Here is a 16,822-nt window from a genome sequence, read left to right on the forward strand (position 1 = left end):
GTAGAACCGGGCGTCGCATCGATGCTCCGAAGGACCCCATCGCTACAGGCTTGCGCGCGGGATCGCGCCTCGCAATGCGGTAAACGGTCTATGTCCAATCGACGGCCGCGATGCAGCCATCCGGCCGAGGCTTTGTGAAGCGCCGCTGCTCGCATACACTGCGCAGTTCCAGTTGGTACAGGCTCCCCCCATGACGGCAACACACGGTCCCGACGAAGCGTCGGCAGAATCCTTGGCAACGGCGCAGACCGAGGCCGGCGAGAACAAGCTGATCGCCGAGCGTCGCGAGAAACTGCGCGCCCTGCGCGAGCAGGGCATCGCGTTCCCCAACGATTTCCGCCCGGACGCGTTCACCGGCGACCTGCAGGCCGAGTACGCCGATGCCGACGCCTGGCCGGCCGAGCGCATCGAGGAGCAGGCGCGCCGCGTGAAGGTGGCCGGCCGCATCATGCTCAAGCGCGTGCAGGGCAAGGTCAGCTTCGTGCAGCTGCAGGACTTCACGGCGCGCATCCAGCTGTTCGTCCACAAGGGCACGCTGGGCGACGAGACCTACGACGCGTTCAAGGGCTGGGACACCGGCGACATCGTCGGTGCCGAAGGCGTGCTGATGCGCACCAAGACCGGCGAACTGTCGGTCAAGGTCGACGCGCTCAAGCTGCTGACCAAGAACCTGCGCCCGCTGCCGGACAAGTTCCACGGCCTGGCCGACGTCGAGCGCCGCTACCGCCAGCGCTACACCGACCTGATCGTCACCGCCGAGGCGCGCGAGACCTTCCGCAAGCGCTCGCGCATCATCGGCCGCATCCGCCAGTGGCTGGAGGACGAACCGCGCCGCTTCATGGAAGTGGAGACGCCGATGATGCACGTCATCCCCGGTGGCGCCACGGCGCGTCCGTTCGTCACCCATCACAATGCGCTGGACATGCAGCTGTACCTGCGCGTGGCGCCGGAGCTGTACCTCAAGCGCCTGGTGGTCGGCGGCTTCGACCGCGTCTACGAGATCAACCGCAACTTCCGCAACGAGGGCGTGTCCACGCGGCACAATCCCGAGTTCACCATGCTGGAGCTGTACCAGGCCTACGCCAGCTACCACGAGGTGATGGACCTGACCGAGGCCATGATCCGCGATGCGGCCGAGCAGGTGCTCGAGACTACCCAGGTCACCTGGGATGGCCACGACATCGACCTGGGATCGGCGTTCCGCCGCTGGCGCATGGACGAGGCGGTGCTGGAGGCCAATCCGGAGATCAAGCCCGAGGACATCCGCGACCGCGACGTCATGGCCGCGCACGCCAAGCGTCTCGGCGTGTCGGTGAAGGCGTCGTATGGCTGGGGCAAGATCCTGCTGGAAATCTTCGAGAAGACGGTCGAAGGCAACCTGATCCAGCCGACCTTCATCACCGATCACCCGGTCGAGGTCTCGCCGCTGGCGCGCGAGAACGATACCGACAAGGGCATGACCGACCGCTTCGAGCTGTTCGTCGGCGGCAAGGAGATCGCCAACGGCTTCTCCGAACTCAACGATCCCGAGGACCAGGCCGCGCGCTTCCGCGCCCAGGTCGAGGCCAAGGACGCCGGCGACGACGAGGCCATGCATTTCGACGCCGACTACATCCGCGCGCTGGAAGTCGGCTTGCCGCCGACCGGCGGACTCGGTGTCGGCATCGACCGGCTGGTGATGCTGCTGACCGACGCGGCGTCGATCCGCGACGTGCTGCTGTTCCCGTACATGCGGCCGGAGGCCTGAGCGAATCGGCGCGCTTGACGGTGCTCGCGGTGCAGGTCTAGCTTCGGCGTATCGTCAGGACGATGTGTCGCGGGAGTGGAACGATGTCCGATCGAGGACGCGGTCGAAAAGGAATTCCAAAGGTCAGCGACATGGGCGTCGACAAGCGGCATTCGTCCATCAAGAAGAAGCGCTCCGCTTCCATGTCGGAGTCGTCGGCGAAACGGCGGAGCAGGACTCCGATCAGCAATGAGGATTATCGCGCGCTGCTCGATCTGGGCAACAAGCAGCCGACCATCAACATGACCGGCGGCGTCGGCATCCCCGGCCCACGCAAGTTGAACGATGTCACCGCGTATGCTGCGCTCGACTTTGCCAAGATTCCGCAGCAGACGGGAGCGATCCTGGACATGTCCGCCGCGGTGCGCGGACACGGCGACATCGAGTCGGTCCGCGAGCAGGTCAAGACGGTCAATCGCAAGGTCGAGTTCGCTCCGGATCAGATGGGCATGCATTCCCTGCATGTCGGCAACGACATCGCCGCCGTCTGGAACAGTCGCGTGAAGGACAAGAGCAAGGTCTACGATTATCCCGACCTCGCCAAGAGTCTCGATCGGCGTCTGGAGCATCCGGGCAGCGGCAAGAAGACCTATTGGGCGTCGGAAGCGCCTCTGGAAGAGCGCCGCGCGCATGTGGCCACCGGGATGCAGCATCTGATCTCGGGCGATCGGGACGCCGCTGCGTTGTCGTTCGGCCAGGCCGGTTTGACTCCGCGCGGCCAGAAGTGGGCGCACAAGATGAGCAACCTGATGCTGGCCGAGGTCGGACGCGATCATCACGGCGGTGGCGACGGCAGCCGCGTGCAGCAGGCACTGGGGCACGTCATCGGCAGCGAGGAACATGCCGGAAAGAGTTTCAGCAAGGTCTTCGTGGACAAGGCCGACAAGTATGCGCCGTTCGCCAAGCGCAACGGCGCCAAGACTTTCAAAGGATGAGATCACGGCACGCGACGTGCCTGACCGCCCCATCGCGTACGGCATGCACTAGACTCTGCGGCCCGAGTTCTTGCGGAGTTCCGCCATGTGGTACGCCATCATCGGTTTCGACCATCCTGAATCCTTGGACAAGCGCAAAGCCGCGCGTCCGGCGCACTTGGCCCGTCTGCAGGCGTTGCAGGCCGAAGGCCGCATGCGCCTGGCCGGACCGTTTCCCGCCATCGACTCGGCGGAACCGGGGCCGGCGGGCTTCAGCGGCAGCCTGATCGTCGCCGAATTCGCCTCGCTCGATGCCGCGCGCGCCTGGGCCGATGCCGATCCGTATGTCGAGGCCGGTGTGTACGCGCGCGTCGACGTGCGTCCGTTCCTGCAGGTGATGCCGTGAGCGCGGAAACCGTCGAGCGCATTCGCACGCGCATCGAACAAGCGCTGCAGCCGCAGTCGCTGGAAGTGCTGGACGAGGGGCATCTGCATGTCGGCCATGCTGGCGAAGGGCAGGGGCATTACCGTGTGCGCATCACCAGCGCCGCCTTCGCCGGTCTGCTGCCGCTGAAACGGCATCGTCTGGTCTACGACGCCGTCGGTTCGCTGATGGGCGACGGTATCCATGCGCTGGCGATCGAAGCGCATGCGCCCGGCGAGGCTGCCGCGCACGCTTGACCGCGCAAGCATGCGCTTGGGGACGTCGACTATGTGGAAAACGCTCTCAAGAAAGTCTTGTAAGACCATGATTTTCTTGAGACTGCAATTCACGGATTGCGCCTGCATGACACCCTTGGCACAGTGGCGGCTTGACGTTGCTCCACGAACCGATGAAGCCCGGCGCTGACGACCGGGCGAACTCAAGCGAACACGGACAAGCATGCGCCTGACGACCATCAAACTGGCCGGATTCAAGTCCTTCGTCGATCCGACCACGCTGCACCTGCCTACCAACATGACCGGCATCGTCGGTCCGAACGGCTGCGGCAAGTCCAACATCATCGACGCGATCCGCTGGGTGATGGGCGAAAGCGCGGCCAGCCGCCTGCGCGGCGATTCGCTGACCGACGTGATTTTCTCCGGTTCCAGCGCGCGCAAGCCGGTCGGTCAGGCGATGGTCGAACTGATCTTCGACAACAGCGACGGCACTGTGCAGGGCGAGTTCGCGCAGTACGCGGAAATCTCGGTCAAGCGCACGGTCAGCCGCGACGGTCAGTCGCAGTACTTCCTCAACGGCAGCCGCTGCCGTCGACGCGACATCACCGACATTTTTCTCGGCACCGGTCTGGGGCCGCGCAGCTACTCGATCATCGAGCAGGGCATGATCAGTCAGATCATCGACGCGCACCCGGACGAACTGCGCGGCCATCTCGAAGAGGCTGCCGGCATCTCCAAATACAAGGAGCGCCGCAAGGAAACCGAGACGCGCATCCGCCACACGCGCGAGAACCTCGAACGCATATCCGACGTGCGCGAGGAAGTCGAAAAGCAGCTCGAACACCTCAACCGTCAGGCCCGCGCGGCCGAGCGCTGGAAGGGCTACAAGGAAGAACAGAAGCGCAAGCAGGCCGAACTGCAGGCGCTCGAATACCGCGGCGTGAAGCGCAAGCACACCGACCAGGGCGAAGGGCTGCGCCGCGCCGAACTGGAGATCGAGAAGTTTGTCGCCGAGCAGAGCGAGCTGCAGGCGCGCATCGAGTCTACGCGCGAGCATCATCATGGTGCCAACGAGCACATGAACGAGGTGCAGGGCGAGGTCTATCGCATCGGCGCCGAGATCGCGCGCGTCGAACAGCAGGTACGCCACAACAAGGAAACCGCCGAGCGACTGGAACGCGCCCGCAGCGAGGCCGATCGCGAGCATGGCGAACTGGTCCGCCACCTCGAGACCGACCGCGAACAGTTGACCCGCCTCGACGCCGAACTCGCCGAAGGCACGCCGCAGTTGGAAACACTGCGCGCGGCCAAGCAGAGCACGGCCGAGGCCCAGCGCGAGGCCGAAGCGAAGCTCGCCGATTGGCAGGAACGCTGGGACAAGCACACCGGCTCGGCGTCCGAGGCGTCGCGCGCGGCCGAGGTCGAACGCACCCGCCTGGACTATCTGGATCGCCAGGCGCTGGACCTGTCGCGCCGCCGCGAGGCGCTGCAGACCGAGCAGCAGGCCAGTGACGTCGATGCCCTGGCCGCCGCCGCTGACACGCTGAACACCGACCACGAGCGTCAGCGCGAGATGGTCGAGACGCTCAACGCCGCGCTCGACGAGCGCAAGCAGGCGCACGACAACGTCGTCGAGCGCGAGCGCGAGACGCAGACCGAACTCAATCAGACCCGTCATCAGCTGCAGACCGCATCCGGTCGACTGGCGTCGCTGGAAGCCCTGCAGCACGCCGCACTGGGCCAGGATGAGGGCGCGGCCAGTGAATGGCTGCAGCGTCTCGGTCTGGACAAGTCGCGTCGCCTCGGCGAGGCGTTGCAGGTCGAGCCGGGTTGGGAAACGGCGGTCGAGACCGTGCTCGCCGGCATGCTCGACGGCGTGCTGGTCGACGATCCGCATCGGCTGGTCGACGATCTGCAAGGACTGGACGACGCCAGCATCACGCTGGTCGCGCGTCACGACGCGGCGTCGGTCGCCGGCACCCTGGCCGAACGCGTCAAGGGTCCCGCCGCGGCGATGGCGCTGCTGGCGCAGGTGGTCACGGCCGACAGCGCCGCGGCGGCGCAGCAGAAGGTCGCCAGTCTTTCCGCGCAGCAGTCGGTCATCACCCAGGATGGTTTGTGGCTGTCGCCGCAGTGGGCGCGCGTGCGTCGTGCCGGCGACAATCAGGTCGGCGTGCTGGCGCGTGAGCGCGAGCTGCAGCAGCTGCGCGAACAAGTGCAGTCGCTGGAACAGCGTGTCGAGGCACTGAGCGAGCAGTTGGATGCGCTGCGCGACGAGAAGGGCGAAGCCGAGCGCGCGCGCGACGATGCGCAGCGCGAGCTGTACACCGGCCATCGCCGCCTGTCCGAGCTGGCCGGTCAGCTGCAGAGCCATCGCGGCAAGGTCGAAACGGCACGGGCGCGCGCCGAAAAGATCGCCGGCGAACTCAAGGAGCTGGACGAACATCACGCGGCCCTGCAGGAACAGACCCGCGAGGCGCGTGCACGCCTGGATCAGACCGTGTCCGGCATGGGCGATCTGGAAGACCGCCGCCGCGAACTGGACAACGAACGTCGCAGCCTGCTCGAAGCGCGCGAGGAAGCGCGCATGAATGCGCGCGACGCCTCCGATCAGTCGCACGAGTTGGCGTTGCGGCTGGAATCGCGTCGTTCGTCGCAGCAGTCGCTGAAGCAATCCGTGTCGCGCATGGAAGCCCAGTTGCAGCAGTTGCTGGCGCGACGCGAAGCGATCGAGGAGCAGCTCGCGGAGGGCGCCAGCCCGATCGCCGAACTCGAAGCCGAACGCCAGGCCTGTCTGGATCAGCGCCTGCTGGTCGACAAGAAGCTGGTCGAAGCGCGCCGCGCCGTCGAAGAAAGCGATGCGCAGGTACGTCGTCTGGAGCAGGATCGCCAGCAGCTCGACCAGACGCTGCAGGGCAAGCGCGACGCGTTGTCCGAGAAGCGCATGGCGGCGCAAGCGCTGGAACTGCGCGCGCGTCAGCTAGAAGAATCCATCGCCCAGCTCGGTCTGGAACCGGACGCGCTGCTCGAGGAACTCGCCGAAGACGCGGACGCGTCGGTCTGGCAGAAGGACCTGGAGACGCTGGCGCAGCGCATCCAGCGTCTGGAGCCGGTGAACCTGGCAGCGATCCAGGAATACGACGAGCAGGCCGAGCGCAAGAAATACCTCGATGCGCAGCTGGAAGATCTGACCAGCGCGCTGGAAACGCTGGAGAACGCGATCAAGAAGATCGACCGCGAGACCCGACAGCGCTTCAAGGAGACCTTCGACAAGGTCAACGCCGGCATGCAGGAGCTGTTCCCGCGCCTGTTCGGCGGCGGTCACGGCTACCTGGAGCTGACCGGCGACGATCTGCTGAATACGGGCGTCACCATCATGGCGCGGCCGCCGGGCAAGCGCGTCAGCAACATTTCGCTGCTGTCCGGCGGCGAGAAGGCCATGACCGCGGTGTCGCTGGTGTTCTCGATCTTCGAGCTCAATCCGGCGCCGTTCTGTCTGCTCGACGAGGTCGACGCGCCGCTGGACGAGGCCAATGTCGGCCGTTTCTCCAGCGTGGTGAAGGAGATGAGCGACCGCGTGCAGTTCCTGTTCGTGACCCACAACAAGTCGACCATGGAGGCCGCCGAGCAGATGTGCGGCGTGACCATGCGCGAGCCGGGCGTGTCGCGTCTGGTGCAGGTCGACCTGGCCGAAGCCGCGCGTCTGGCCGGCGCCGCCTGAACCACGGCCGTTCGGACGGTTGGCTTGCGCCGCGACAGGCGCAAGAATAGGCGTTGACGTCGATGCGCTCGGCATCGGCACGCATACTGTTCGCGCACGCATTTCTGGAGTAGGGCATGCACTGGAACCCCGCCGTCGGCATTCCGCTGTTGATCATCGGCTTGATCGTGCTGGCCTCGATCTGGCTGTTCGGCCAACCACGCAAACCCGGGCAGGGACGTCGCCAGCCCGCGCCGCCCCCCAGTGGCGGCCGCGCCGAGCGCCGCGAACCGACGCTCGGCGGGGACCACGCGGATGCCGACGCCGAGTACGACGCCGACGAATCGCTGCGCACCACGCAGGTCGAACCGTTCCAGGCCTCGCTGCTGAACGAGCACCGTGAAGCCGAGGACGAAGCGGACGACGTGGAAGATGTCGAGCTTCCGCCGATCACGCCGACACCGCGCGCCGCGCATGTGCCACCGGCTTCACCGCCGCGTCCGGCGCCCGATGCGCTTCGTTCCGGCGTCGGGCAGCGTCCGGCGGATCTGCCTGTGGAGCGCATCGTCGCGGTGAACGTGGTCGCCCCCGGGCACGCGGTATTCCAGGGCGCCGACCTGGTGGTGGCGGCCGACAAGGCCGGTTTGGAATTCGGCCACAAGGGCATCTTCCACCGCCTGCTCGAAGGCAAGCCCGAACTCGGGCCGGTGTTCAGCGTGGCCAACATGCTGCAGCCGGGCAGTTTCGATCTCAGTCGCGTGGTCGATCTGACCACCACCGGTCTGAGTTTCTTCATGACCCTGCCGGGCCCGGTGTCGGCGCTGGATGCGTGGGACGCGATGCTGCCCACGGCGCAGCGCATGGCCGAGCTGCTGGGCGGTCAGGTGCTGGACGACGAGCACAACGCGCTGGGTCGCCAGCGCATCGCGCATATCCGCGACGAGTTGCGCGCCTGGGATCGCAAGCACCAGGGCGACGAGATCGGCTTCGGTTCCTGAGTCGGTCGCGACGTGCGCTGGGCGGGTTTCAGACCTTGGCGCCCAGCGATCGCGCCAGCGTGACGTAGTTGCGCATGGCTTCCTCGTCGGACATGCCGGCAAGCTGCTCCCAGGCTTCGCGCTTGGCGCAGCCGACGAAGTCGAAGAATCCCGGCTGCGGGCCGCGGGCGTCGCCCTCGGTGGCCTGCTTGTACAGCGCGTACAGACGCAGCAAGGTGTCGTTGTCGGGCCGTTCCGGCAGGCGTCGCGCCGCCGTCACGGCGCGCTCGAACAGAGCGTGTAGATCGGTCATGTAGGAAGCACGGTTCTGCATTCCCCCTGAATGCACCCGGCTTGTAGCACGCACCCGAAAAGGGGTCAACGCGGGCTAGAATGGGCCGGATCGATCCGATGCGGAGTAGCCATGCCTTCCAGGACCCCCGTTCCCGTGCTGACCATCGACGGCCCTTCCGGCTCCGGAAAAGGCACGGTCAGTCGTCTGGTGGCCGAACGCCTGGGCTGGCACATGCTCGATTCCGGCGCGCTGTACCGCGCCGTCGGCTACGCGGCCTCGATGGCCGATATCGACCTGACCGACGCCGAAGCGGTCACGCGTTGCGCGCAGGCGGCGAAAATTCGCTTCCAGCCGAGCGAGGACGGCCGCGATACGCGGGTCATCGTCAACGGCCATGACGCCACGGACGAGATCCGCACCGAGACCTGCGGCGCGGCCGCCTCCGCGGTCGCCGCCATCCCGGCGGTGAGAGAAGCTTTGCGGGACAAACAGTTAGCGTTTCGCAAGCGTCCCGGGCTGGTGGCCGACGGTCGCGACATGGGCACCGTGATCTTCCCGGACGCGCCGTTCAAGGTCTTCCTGACGGCCAGTGCCGCCGAGCGTGCGAAAAGACGCTATAAGCAGTTGAAGGAAAAGGGTCTCAGCGTTACAATTTCCGGTCTGCAACGTGAGATCGAGGCACGGGATGAACGCGACGCCAGTCGCCCCGTGGCTCCGCTCAGGCCCGCCGAGGGCGCATTGCTCGTCGATTCGACCGGCATGCCCATCGACGCGGTGGTTGCGAAAGTCATCGCCCTGGTGCAGCCGGATTGAAGCGGCGCGACAGTGCGGAGTAGGGGGCAAAGGGGCGGTCGCGGACGTATTTTTCAGCGTCTTCGGCGTGCTGCCGATGCTCATGTACGGACCCGTGCCGCGGCGCGGGTGACATCAACGGTGCCAAGGCACCCACAACAGGCGGGCCGTTTCATCCGCATGCATGCAGCGCAGTCCGGCTGCGAACAACCGACGGCGTGTGCGGGCGCGGCCTTTACCATTTTACGGAAATCACATGACTGAAAGTTTCGCTGAACTGTTCGAACAGAGTGAACAGACCCTCTCCCGTCTCAAGCCTGGCGCCATCGTGTCCGGCATCGTGGTCGAGGTCCGCGCCGACGTGGTCGTCATCAACGCCGGTCTGAAGAGTGAAGGTATCGTTCCGATCGAGCAGTTCAAGAACGAAAACGGCGACCTCGAGGTCGAAGTGGGCGACGAGGTCAAGGTCGCTCTGGAAGCCCTCGAGGACGGCTTCGGCGAGACCAAGCTCTCGCGCGAGAAGGCCAAGCGTTCCATGGTGTGGGACGACCTGGAAGAAACCTTCGACAAGGACGAGATCGTCACCGGCAAGATCTCCGGCAAGGTCAAGGGCGGCTTCACCGTGGACATCCGCGATGTGCGCGCCTTCCTGCCCGGTTCGCTGGTCGACGTGCGTCCCGTGCGCGATCCGAGCTACCTCGAGGGCAAGGACCTCGAGTTCAAGATCATCAAGCTGGACCGTCGCCGCAACAACCTCGTCGTCAGCCGCCGCGCGGTGGTCGAGAGCGAGTACTCCGAGGAGCGCGAGAAGCTGCTGGAGCGCCTGACCGAAGGCGCGATCGTGCACGGCGTGGTCAAGAACCTCACCGACTACGGCGCGTTCGTGGACCTGGGCGGCATCGACGGCCTGCTGCACATCACCGACATGGCGTGGAAGCGCGTGCGTCATCCGTCCGAAGTCGTCAACGTCGGCGACGAGCTGGACGTGCGCGTGCTGAAGTTCGACCGCGAGCGCAACCGCGTTTCGCTGGGCCTGAAGCAGCTGGGCGATGACCCGTGGGTCAACATCTCCCGCCGCTACCCGGTCGGCAGCCGCCTGTTCGGCAAGGTTTCCAACGTCACCGATTACGGCTGCTTCGTCGAGATCGAGCCGGGCGTCGAGGGTCTGGTCCACGTGTCCGAGATGGACTGGACCAACAAGAACGTCAATCCGGCCAAGGTCGTGCAGGTCAGCGACGAGATCGAGATCATGGTGCTGGACGTCGACGAGGAGCGTCGCCGCATCTCGCTGGGCATCAAGCAGACCCAGTCCAACCCGTGGGAAGCCTTCGCCGCCATGCACAACAAGGGCGACAAGGTATCCGGTCAGATCAAGTCGATCACCGACTTCGGCATCTTCGTGGGCCTGGAAGGCGGCATCGACGGACTGGTGCATCTGTCCGACATCTCCTGGCAGGGCACCGGCGAAGACCTGATCCGCGACTTCAAGAAGGGCGAGGAAGTCGAGGCGGTGGTGCTGGCGGTCGATCCGGAGCGCGAGCGCATCAGCCTGGGCATCAAGCAGATGGAGCAGGATCCGTTCGGCCAGTTCATGGCGGTCAATCCGCGCGGAACCATCGTCAAGGGCACGGTCAAGGAAGTCGACGCCAAGGGCGCCGTGGTCGACCTGGGCGATGGCGTCGAGGCCTACCTGCGCGCCAACGACATCGCCAAGGAGCGTATCGAGGACGCCACCGAGCATCTGAAGGTCGGTGACGAAGTCGAAGCCCGCTTCACCGGCATGGATCGTCGCGGCCGCATGCTGCAGATCTCGATCCGCGCCAAGGACGAGGCCGAGCTGAAGGAAACGCTGGCCGAGTACCAGGGTGCCGGCGGCGGCACCACGAAGTTGGGCGCGCTTCTGCAGGAGCAGATGAACAAGCCCGATTCCGAGTAAGTACGGGACGAGTGCGGGGCGGTTTGTGCCGCCCCGCACGGTCTTGTCGAAGAAGATGGGGTATTCCTGCTCGCACGATGCATCCGCATGTGTCGCGCACAGGGGGAGCAGATAGCAAACAAGGCACGGCTTGACAGGGGAGCTGTACGGTCTGTGCACCAGGGAAACTGCGGGTACCATGACCAAATCCGAATTGATTGAAGCGCTGGCGCGCGGACAGACGCATCTTGCCTACAGCGATGTCGAGATGGCCGTGAAGGGCCTGCTCGAACAGATGAGTCGCGCGCTTTCCGAAGGCGATCGCATCGAGGTGCGCGGCTTCGGCAGCTTCTCGTTGCACTATCGGCCCCCGCGCATGGGCCGCAATCCGAAGACCGGCGAAGCCGTGGCCCTTCCGGGCAAGCACGTGCCGCATTTCAAGCCGGGCAAGGAACTGCGCGAGCGTGTCAACAGCGGCGAGGATTGATCGCCGCGACATGCGCGCACGGCTGTGCGTCGAAGGGGCAATGGGGTAGTCTCTGCGCATGCGCATCCTGATCATTCTCCTGCTGCTCGTCTGCCTGGCCGCCGGCGTCGTGTTCGGCGCCCTGAATGCCGATCTGGTCGGTTACGACTTCGGTTTCGCGCAAGCGCAACTTCCCAAGGGCGGCACGCTGTTGGCCGCCTTGGTGCTGGGCTGGCTGCTCGGTGGTTTCACGGCATGGTGGGGCGTCAGCGCAAGACATCTGCGCGACCGTCGCCGATCCCGCAAGGTGCGCAAGGACGCAGCCGACGCATGAATCCGATCTACCTGTTGAGCGCACTGCTGCCGCTGGCTTTCCTGAGCGGCTGGTGGATTGCGCGCCGTGCTGGCGCGAAGCACTCCGGTGCCCGCGTGAACGCGTTGTCCTCAGACTATTTCCGCGGACTGAACTACCTGCTCAACGAGGAGCAGGACAAGGCCATCGAGGTCTTCCTGCGCCTGGCCGAATACAATCGCGATACGGTCGAGACGCATCTGGCGCTGGGCAATCTGTTCCGTCGCCGCGGCGAGGTCGACCGGGCCATCCGCGTGCATCAGCATCTGGTCTCTCGTCCCAATCTCAGCGACGACATGAAGACCGTCGCGCTGCTCGAACTGGGTGAGGACTACATGCGCGCCGGTCTGCTGGATCGCGCCGAGACGCTGTTCGCCGACCTGGCCGCGATGAACGCCCACGCGCCCTCGGCGTTGCGTCATCTGATCGCGATCTATCAGCACGAACGCGACTGGCACCAGGCCATCGAGCACGCGCGTCGCCTGGAGAAGATGACCGGTCATTCGCAGTCCCGCGAGATCGCCCAGTTCTACTGCGAACTGGCCGAGCAGGCGCGCCATCACGGCGCGCTCGACGATGCCGCGAAATATCTCAAGCAGGCCTTCGAGCACGAGGCCGGCTGCGTGCGCGCGCACATGATCGACGGTGCCATGCATGCGCATGCGGGCGACGACGAAAAAGCCATCGAAAGCTACGAACGCGCGGCGCGCTCGAACCTGGCCTTCGTGCCGGAAATCCTACCGCCGCTGCTGGAAAGCTACGCGCGCGCCGGACACATGACGCGTGCCGAACATTTCCTGCAAGAGGTGATCGAGCGCTATCACGGCATCTCGCCAGTGCTGGCGTTGACGCGCATCTACCGCGAGCGCGACGGCGAACGCGTGGCGGTGGATTTCCTCACGGCACAGTTGCGCATGCGTCCCTCGGTGCGCGGACTGATGGCGCTGATCGACGCCACCATGGACAAAGTCTCCGGCGAAGCGCACGCGAACTTCCTGATCCTGCGCGACCTCACGCGCAAGCTGCTGGCCGGGCAGGCGATGTACCGCTGCAGCCAGTGCGGCTTCGGCGCCAAGGCGCATCACTGGCAGTGCCCTAGCTGCAAGAACTGGTCGACGGTGCTGCCGATTCTCGGCGTCGCCAACGAGTGAGGCGATGATGGATCTGCATCTGCTCGCCCTGGCGACCGTATCCGTGCTGGTGGCGATGCTGGCGTCCATGCTGGCGACTGGCTTCATGGTCGACTACGCACGCCGCCGCGGCATGCTCGATCACCCCGGACAGCGTCGTTCGCACACGATGCCGACGCCGCGCGGCGGCGGACTGGGACTGACCATGGGCGCCGCGCTCGGCATGGCGCCTGTGCTGGTGTTCACGCAGCCTGCGCTGTTGACGGTCGTCTTCCTGGCGGCGCTGTTTCTGGTCGCGCTGATCGGCTGGATGGACGATCACCGGGACTTGCCGGCATGGCCGCGGCTGGCCATCCACCTGGTGGCCGCTCTTTTGTTCTGCGTGCCGTTGATCCTGATGACAGGATGGTTGCTTTGGTGGCTGGCGCCGCTGGTGCTGGCGGCGGCCTGGAGCATCAACCTGCACAACTTCATGGACGGCAGCGACGGCATGCTAGGCGTGCAGCTGGTGTTCGTGGGGCTGCTGTCGGCCGGCTTGTGCACGCTGCAGGGCTGGCCCGATCTGGCCATGCTCAACCTCGGCCTGTCGGCGGCAGCCACCGGATTTCTCGCCTTCAATCTTCCGCCGGCGCGCATCTTCATGGGCGATGTCGGCAGCGGAAGCGCCGGCTTGCTGGTGTTCATGCTCGCCGCGTTATGGTGCCGTGAAGACATCGCCGCACTATGGCCGATCCTGATCGTGCACGCCGTTTTCATGACCGATGCCGGCATGACGCTGGCCGCCCGCATGCTTCGCGGGAAGCGTTGGTACACTGCACATCGCGAGCATCTGTACCAATGGCTGGTGCGCAGCGGATTTTCCCACGGACGAACCGGATGGCTCTATCTGATATACAACCTGGCAATCGTTGCCCCGCTGGCTTGGCTGGCGGCGCGCGAGCCGTCGATCGGCTTGTGGCTCTGCGTCGCAGCCTATGCGCTGACCATGATCGTCTGGTGGTCGGCACGCCGTTTCTGTCTGCGCCGCGTGGCAAGGAGAGCGTCTCGTGCACCCGCGTAGTCTGATCGGCGTGATTCACCCCCGGCTGGCCGTGGTGCTGCACGACCTGGTCATGGTCGCGCTGGCCTGGTGGCTGGCCAAGGCACTTCGCTACGTGCTGGTGCACACCACCGGGCATGCGGACTTCCTGCCGCTGGAATTCCCGCTCGTGCTGGTCGTGCAGGGCGGCGTCTTCGCCTGGACCGGGCTGTACAAGGGGCTGTGGCGTTTCGCCAGTCTGCCGGATCTCTGGAACATCGCGCGCGCGGCGGTCGTCGGCACCCTTGGCATCGGCCTGATGCTGTTCCTCTACAACCGTCTTGCCGGTGTGCCGCGTTCGGTCTTCGTGCTGTACCCGATCACGCTGTCGGTGCTGCTGGGCGGCCCGCGTCTGACCTATCGATTCTGGAAGGACAGTCGACTGGACTTGTTCGCGAACCGGCAGAGTCAACGTGTGTTGATCATCGGCGCCGGTCGCGCCGGCGAGACGCTGGCGCGCGATCTGCGCCGGGACAGCCGCTATCAACTGGTCGGTTTCGTCGACGACGACGCTTCGCTGCGCGGCGCGCGCGTGCACGGGGTGCCCGTGCTGGGTCGCATCGAACAGCTGCCGGCGCTGGCCGGAGAAGTGGCCGCCGAGATGCTGCTGATCGCGCAGCCGGGCGCGAGCACGGCGCAGATGCGGCGCGTGGTCGAGCTGTGTCAGGCCAGCGGCGTGCCGTTCCGCACGGTGCCGCGTCTGGACGATGTGGTCGCCGGTCGCGCACAGTTCAATCAGATCAAGGACGTCGCGATCGAGGATCTGCTGGGCCGCGACAGCGTGCAGCTGGACTGGACCGCGATCCGCACCAGCATCAGCGGGCACGCCGTGCTGGTCACCGGCGGCGGCGGTTCGATCGGTTCCGAACTGTGCCGTCAGGTCGCCCGTCTGGGCGCCGGCGAACTGGTGATCGTGGAGAGCTGCGAATACAACCTGTATCGCATCGAGCGTGAACTCAGCGCGCAGTATCCCGAGCTGGTGCTGCATGCGCTGCTGGTGGATGCCGGCGACCGCCCGGTCGTCAACGCGCTGTTCGAGAAGCACCGCCCGAAAATCGTGTTCCACGCAGCCGCCTACAAGCATGTGCCGCTGCTGCAGCGGCAGGTGCGCGAAGCGGTGCGCAACAACGTGCTGACCACGCGCGTGGTGGCCGAGGCAGCGGATCGCTGCGGCGTCGATCATTTCGTGCTGATCTCGACCGACAAGGCCGTCAATCCGACCAGCGTGATGGGGGCGTGCAAGCGCGTGGCGGAAATTTTCTGCCAGAACTTTTCGCGCAAGTCCCGGCGCACGCATTTCGTCACCGTGCGCTTCGGCAACGTGCTCGACTCGGCCGGATCGGTCGTGCCGCTGTTCCGCGAGCAGATCGCCAAGGAAGGGCCGGTCACGGTCACGCACCCGGAGATTTCGCGCTACTTCATGACCATTCCGGAAGCCTGCCAGCTGATCCTGCAGGCCTCGGCGCTGGGGCAGGGCGGCGAAATCTTCGCGCTCGACATGGGCGAGCCGATCCGCATCCGCGATCTGGCCGAGCAGATGATCCGCCTGGCCGGCAAGCAGCCGGGCGTGGACATTCCCATCGTCTTCACCGGACTGCGTCCCGGCGAGAAACTGTTCGAGGAGTTGTTTCACGCGCGCGAGGAATACAGCGCGACCACGCACGCCAAGATCTTCCTGGCGCGTTCGCGCGAGGTCGCGTGGGAGCTGCTCGGCGCGCAGCTGGATCAGCTCGAACAATCCGTGGCGCAGTGCGACGAGACCGCAATGCAGGAACAGATCTCGCGCCTGCTGCCGGAATTCCGCTGGAACGAGTCGCCGTCGTCCGACAACGTCGTGCCGTTGCACCCCACCGAACATGAAGGAGCCGCATGAGCAAGCGTTTGCGCAAAGTCGTCTTTCCCGTCGCCGGTCTGGGTACGCGCTTTCTCCCCGCGACCAAGGTCGTGGCCAAGGAGATGCTGCCGGTGCTGGACCGTCCGCTGATCCAGTACGCCGTCGACGAGGCGGTCGAGGCCGGCGCCGACACGCTGATCTTCGTCACCAACCGCTACAAGCACGCCATCGCCGACTACTTCGACAAGGCCTACGAGCTGGAGGCCAAGCTGGCGGAGAAGGGCAAGGAGACGCTGCTGGCGCAGGTGCGCAGCACGCTGCCTTCGCATGTGCGCGCGATCTTCGTGACGCAGCCGGAAGCGCTCGGTCTGGGTCACGCGGTGCTCTGCGCCAAGCCGGTCGTCGGCGACGAGCCGTTCGGCGTCATGCTTCCGGACGACCTAATCCTCAACGAAGAAGGCGCGGGCGCGCTCGGACAGATGGCCGAGGCCGCACTGACGCACGACGCCGGCGTGATCGCGGTGGAGGAAGTGCCGCACGATCAGACGCACAAGTACGGCATCGTCGCGACCGGCGACGAGATCGACGCGCATGCGTCGAAGATTCGTCACATGGTCGAGAAACCGAAGCCTGAGGAAGCGCCCAGCAATCTCGGCGTGGTCGGCCGCTACGTGCTGCCCGGCCGCATCTTCGCGTTGCTGGAAAAGACCCGGCCCGGCAGCGGCGGCGAGATCCAGCTGACCGACGCTATCGAGGCGCTGTTGCAGGAGCAGAGTGTCCTGGCCTACCGGTTCGCGGGACAACGCTTCGACTGCGGCAACAAGCGGGGTCTGGTTCGCGCCACGATGCATCTGGCGCTGCGCGATCCCGAGCTCGCGCCTGCGGTCCACGAAGCGTTTGCCGCTCGCTGAGCGTTCGTCGCG

General features: G+C 65.8%; 15 protein-coding genes. 14 read left to right on the forward strand and 1 reads right to left on the reverse strand.

The genetic code is table 11. The features are described 5' to 3' along the window. Positions 1-190: 190 nt before the first annotated feature. From lysS to zipA, 6 genes are all read left to right on the forward strand, one after another. Positions 191-1,747 (forward strand): lysine--tRNA ligase, encoded by a 1,557-nt coding sequence (lysS, locus tag LF63_RS07680; RefSeq protein ID WP_081945135.1) that lies wholly within the window; start codon positions 191-193, stop codon positions 1,745-1,747. A gap of 131 nt (positions 1,748-1,878) precedes the next feature. Continuing rightward, positions 1,879-2,721: a hypothetical protein gene (locus LF63_RS07685; protein WP_043100792.1), complete on the forward strand. Its 843-nt coding sequence runs from the start codon at positions 1,879-1,881 to the stop codon at positions 2,719-2,721. An 85-nt stretch (positions 2,722-2,806) separates the two neighbouring features. After that, positions 2,807-3,106: a YciI family protein gene (locus LF63_RS07690; RefSeq protein ID WP_043100793.1), complete on the forward strand. Its 300-nt coding sequence runs from the start codon at positions 2,807-2,809 to the stop codon at positions 3,104-3,106. After that, positions 3,103-3,381, forward strand: a complete 279-nt coding sequence (locus LF63_RS07695) for a BolA family protein (RefSeq protein WP_043100794.1) — start codon at positions 3,103-3,105, stop codon at positions 3,379-3,381. Before LF63_RS07690 ends, LF63_RS07695 begins: the two co-directional genes overlap by 4 nt. Before the next feature lie 202 nt (positions 3,382-3,583). Beyond that, positions 3,584-7,081 (forward strand): chromosome segregation protein SMC, encoded by a 3,498-nt coding sequence (smc, locus tag LF63_RS07700; protein ID WP_043100796.1) that lies wholly within the window; start codon positions 3,584-3,586, stop codon positions 7,079-7,081. A gap of 116 nt (positions 7,082-7,197) precedes the next feature. Then, the gene (gene zipA, locus LF63_RS07705; RefSeq protein WP_043100798.1) at positions 7,198-8,058 is read left to right on the forward strand and encodes a cell division protein ZipA; all 861 of its coding nucleotides are present in this window, start codon (positions 7,198-7,200) and stop codon (positions 8,056-8,058) included. Between the two features lie 28 nt (positions 8,059-8,086). On the opposite strand, the gene LF63_RS07710 is transcribed toward zipA, so the two are convergent. Further along, positions 8,087-8,350, reverse strand: a complete 264-nt coding sequence (locus LF63_RS07710; RefSeq protein ID WP_043100799.1) for an acyl-CoA-binding protein — start codon at positions 8,348-8,350, stop codon at positions 8,087-8,089. Positions 8,351-8,461: 111 nt separating this feature from the next. On the opposite strand from LF63_RS07710, the gene cmk reads away from it, so the two are divergent. The 8 genes from cmk to galU all read left to right on the forward strand — a co-directional run bounded on the left by cmk (position 8,462) and on the right by galU (position 16,810). After that, positions 8,462-9,145, forward strand: a complete 684-nt coding sequence (cmk, locus tag LF63_RS07715; RefSeq protein ID WP_081945136.1) for a (d)CMP kinase — start codon at positions 8,462-8,464, stop codon at positions 9,143-9,145. 235 nt (positions 9,146-9,380) lie between these two features. Continuing rightward, on the forward strand, positions 9,381-11,060 hold the full coding sequence (rpsA, locus tag LF63_RS07720; RefSeq protein WP_043100801.1) for a 30S ribosomal protein S1: 1,680 nt from the start codon (positions 9,381-9,383) through the stop codon (positions 11,058-11,060). Positions 11,061-11,238: 178 nt separating this feature from the next. Beyond that, positions 11,239-11,526 carry an integration host factor subunit beta gene (locus LF63_RS07725; protein ID WP_043100803.1) on the forward strand — a complete coding sequence of 96 codons (288 nt, stop codon included), beginning with the start codon at positions 11,239-11,241 and terminating at the stop codon, positions 11,524-11,526. A 58-nt stretch (positions 11,527-11,584) separates the two neighbouring features. Then, positions 11,585-11,839, forward strand: coding sequence for a LapA family protein (locus tag LF63_RS07730; protein WP_043100805.1), 255 nt, complete (start codon positions 11,585-11,587; stop codon positions 11,837-11,839). Further along, entirely contained in the window at positions 11,836-13,008 is a 1,173-nt protein-coding gene (lapB, locus tag LF63_RS07735) for a lipopolysaccharide assembly protein LapB (protein ID WP_043100807.1), read from the forward strand. Before LF63_RS07730 ends, lapB begins: the two co-directional genes overlap by 4 nt. A 4-nt stretch (positions 13,009-13,012) precedes the next feature. Then, a complete protein-coding gene (locus LF63_RS07740; RefSeq protein WP_043100810.1) occupies positions 13,013-14,047 on the forward strand; it encodes an MraY family glycosyltransferase in 1,035 nt (344 codons plus the stop codon). Continuing rightward, a complete protein-coding gene (locus LF63_RS07745) occupies positions 14,034-15,938 on the forward strand; it encodes a nucleoside-diphosphate sugar epimerase/dehydratase (protein ID WP_052394832.1) in 1,905 nt (634 codons plus the stop codon). The genes LF63_RS07740 and LF63_RS07745 overlap by 14 nt, the downstream gene beginning before the upstream one ends. Continuing rightward, positions 15,935-16,810, forward strand: a complete 876-nt coding sequence (gene galU / locus LF63_RS07750; RefSeq protein WP_043100812.1) for a UTP--glucose-1-phosphate uridylyltransferase GalU — start codon at positions 15,935-15,937, stop codon at positions 16,808-16,810. Before LF63_RS07745 ends, galU begins: the two co-directional genes overlap by 4 nt. The last annotated feature ends 12 nt before the right edge of the window (positions 16,811-16,822 follow it).

Origin of the sequence: Oleiagrimonas soli, assembly GCF_000761445.1 — a bacterium.
Taxonomy (GTDB): domain Bacteria; phylum Pseudomonadota; class Gammaproteobacteria; order Xanthomonadales; family Rhodanobacteraceae; genus Oleiagrimonas; species Oleiagrimonas soli.